Origin of the sequence: uncultured Caballeronia sp. (assembly GCF_964243625.1) — a bacterium.
In the GTDB taxonomy this organism is placed as follows: domain Bacteria; phylum Pseudomonadota; class Gammaproteobacteria; order Burkholderiales; family Burkholderiaceae; genus Caballeronia.
On record NZ_CAXTGZ010000706.1, the window covers coordinates 1 to 2953 of the forward strand.

Consider the following 2953-nt stretch of genomic DNA (forward strand, 5'->3'; position numbering starts at 1 on the left):
AAGCGCGTCTCGGTTGCGATGTCAGGTGAAATCATCGGCTCACCAGTACGCAAGGCATGACCTTCCGAGGTATCGTGTTCGGCCGTGACGGTCGCCTTGCCGATGACGCCCGGGCCCCAGCCGACCCCAGCGCGGACAAACAGCGTTTTGCCGTCGGCTTGCATCTCCACAACCTTAGCGAGGTCGGTGCCGAGAGCTTCTCCCGCCAAACGGCACGCCTCAGTCAAAATTTCATCCAGGTCGTCTGAGACCAGTGCGAGCTCCCCGAACCGAGCCACTGCGGTTTGCAGACGCAAGTGACTTTGATAGCCAATCGTGTTCTCATCGTCCAAGAAGCGCTCTCCATAGAAATACGATCATCTCCTACGCTTAGTAGACTTTGACGCGTAGGATATCGATACCAAGACGGATAAGTGCTGCAGCTTATGCCATAAAACCGAACTGGTCTCGCTTCGCGGTATTATTCTACCATCAAATTCACAATATTCATTTCTATTGAAATTGAAACGTATTTGACGGCCCGACTGTTTGATTGGACGATTTCGGCGGACTTAGGTTTGCCTCACCAGAACGCCCTGAAAGCTATCAACCCCAGGGCTGTTCAACGCTATGGAACGGCAAGCATTTTGAGCAGGTTTTTGATGCCTGCGAGACCGGCGCGGTAGCGGTCCAAGCCAAGCGTGTCGGTTTGGTTGGCTTTAAGGATGTTGAAGGCCAAGCTGCGCAGATGGGCAAACACGCCGGGGTTGGTGCGGATGCGCGAGCGGTCTTCCCCTCCGTCGCTATTCCACCCGCTATCGCAGCTGGAACCTTGAGCAACTTCGTCCAAGGTAACGTCGCGGCTGTAATGGGAAGTGTTCTCGATCTTCCAGTGCGCACGGACGGCCTCGGCAGCGCGGGTTGCAGTCACCCGCGTATTCGCGACGTAGAAGGCCGTCTCGGTGGAATGGCGTAGCAGCCCGGTCTTGGCGTTGCGGGTGTAGACGCTGCGCTCGACCCGGATGATGGCGACGACATATGGCTGCCAGTCGGTGTCGGCCAGCTTGTTGGCGGGATCGAAGATGGTGACGGTGCGGCATTCGTCCGGTTGCGGCCCTTGTCGCGGTTGTGGACAGACCCGAGCGGCGCCGTGGTGGCCGAGACCTCCTGGATTTGCTGGTGCAGGGTCGGCTGGTTGTCCTTGACCCCGACGATCAGAGCAACGTTGACCGCTGCAGCGATGTCGAAATGTTCTTTTGGCAGTGCAGCGCGTCAAGTGTAACGATAGCGCCGTCTGCCACGCCGAGTTCGGCCAACAGCGCCTGCGCCGCCGGGATCTCATTGGACTTCTCGGCAATATCCATGTGCGCGAGCACCAGCGCGGTCTCGGTGGCGAACGCGCTCAGCACCTGAGCGGCGGTGTGGTCGTGAAATTTGTCAAAGCTGCCGCGCAGCGTTTTGCCATCGAGCGCGATGCTCCCTTCGTTGCCATTCCACGTGCTTCGCACGCGGAACCTTGGGCAACTCCGCCCTGCCCTGGCGTGGCGCGTACCGCCTGCAGCAGGGCCGCGTGGCGACGGAAAGGCACTTCCACCGCAGCCGGGTCGAGCCCTTGGAGGAAGTAGCGGACGGCGGTGTGCGCGGGCGCCCGCTTCCATTGCAATGCGAACGCGGCATTCAGCCTGCGGCGATGGACGGCGATGAAGGTGACGATGTCACGATACGAGTTGCAGCCGGTCACGATGGCGAGGATGGAGAACAGCAGCACGTGGGGTAGCTTGTAGAGCTGTCCCTGCGCTCAGCGCGGATCAGGAACGTCCGCCCGTACATCCAACAACGACGAAAACACAGCCATGGCAACCTCCATCCCAGTTGCCGCCGCAGAAGTCAGACATTCTCTGGTTCGCATACCCCTCTTGCGATCAGCCGCCTCACTTCGCCTCGCATGTGTGGCAGGCCAAACTCAATACAGCCAACCCAGCAGCGTTGAACAGCCCTGACTCCCGTGGGAGCCTGACCATTTGGTTTATTGATAGAAGCCCGGGCCACTCACCATGCGGGGCAGATAACCTGCCTACTCGGCTTTTGGCGGTCGCCACATAGCTGACGTTGACGCTAAACCGCTCAGCCCGGACACGGTGGGATCATGCAGGCCAAGGTATGATTGCTGGGGATCAGCTCGATGGCATGACGGCGCATGCTGGTGCTGGGCACCTGCGCCTTGCGAATTGCACGGCATGATCGAGGTTGCGACGGGAAAGCATTCACCTTTAGCAGTTCTGTCTCTGCGCGCTCATGCCTGATTGAACCGCTCGCATCAAAGCAGCTGGCTACTCGCGCCACTAGGATAGCTACAGCCTGCAATTGTATCTTTATGTTTAAGTTTGACATTAAACAACTTCAGCGGCACAACAATCATGCGTCAGCGTTGTTGCACCTTCAGCAACGGTTTGCCGCGCAATGGACGCTGCACACAATCAAGGCAGCGAGAGCACCGTCCCCTTTCACTTTAGATGCAAGGCGAACATTTGTTAGTCTCAGTGATCATGCCAGTATTTAATGCACAGGACTGCGTGATCGCCGCCTTGCAGTCTGTGATCGATCAGACCGAGCAGGATTTCGAGGTGATCGTCGTCGATGATTGCTCCAGTGACGAGACGGCGGCCGTTGTCAGCGCTTTTGCAATGTGTGAGCCGCGTATCAGGCTGATTACCCTCGCCGTAAACGTCGGCCCCGGTGCCGCCCGCAACGTGGCAATCGATGCAGCCACGGGAAGCTGGATTGCGTTGCTTGACGCGGACGATCGGTATGGCCCGTCTCGGCTGGAGCAGTTGCTGGGGATGGCGACGCGGAACGGGGCGGATATGGTCTCGGACAATATTCTCGTATGCCCAAAGGACGGCATTGAGCCTGACAGCGTGATGTTCTCGAAAGCACGCATCCCGTACGAGAAACAGCTTACGGCAACCGAGTT

General features: G+C 58.4%; 3 protein-coding genes and 2 pseudogenes. 1 reads left to right on the plus strand and 4 read right to left on the minus strand.

Translation table 11 applies throughout. The features are described 5' to 3' along the window. From ACFFAR_RS29625 to ACFFAR_RS29640, 4 genes and pseudogenes are all read right to left on the minus strand, one after another. Positions 1-332: pseudogene (locus ACFFAR_RS29625) on the minus strand (hypothetical protein); the annotation flags it as partial. A 275-nt stretch (positions 333-607) separates the two neighbouring features. Next, positions 608-1255 carry a hypothetical protein gene (locus ACFFAR_RS29630; RefSeq protein ID WP_174364821.1) on the minus strand — a complete coding sequence of 216 codons (648 nt, stop codon included), beginning with the start codon at positions 1253-1255 and terminating at the stop codon, positions 608-610. Next, positions 1194-1487, minus strand: coding sequence for an ISAs1 family transposase (locus tag ACFFAR_RS29635; RefSeq protein WP_174364822.1), 294 nt, complete (start codon positions 1485-1487; stop codon positions 1194-1196). The genes ACFFAR_RS29630 and ACFFAR_RS29635 overlap by 62 nt, the downstream gene beginning before the upstream one ends. Next, a pseudogene (locus ACFFAR_RS29640) lies at positions 1382-1762 on the minus strand (transposase family protein); the annotation flags it as partial. The pseudogene ACFFAR_RS29640 and the gene ACFFAR_RS29635, both read right to left, overlap by 106 nt. 790 nt (positions 1763-2552) lie before the next feature. On the opposite strand from ACFFAR_RS29640, the gene ACFFAR_RS29645 reads away from it, so the two are divergent. Then, positions 2553-2953, plus strand: a 401-nt coding sequence (locus tag ACFFAR_RS29645) for a glycosyltransferase family 2 protein (RefSeq protein WP_375509059.1), incomplete at its 3' end; no start/stop codon positions are given.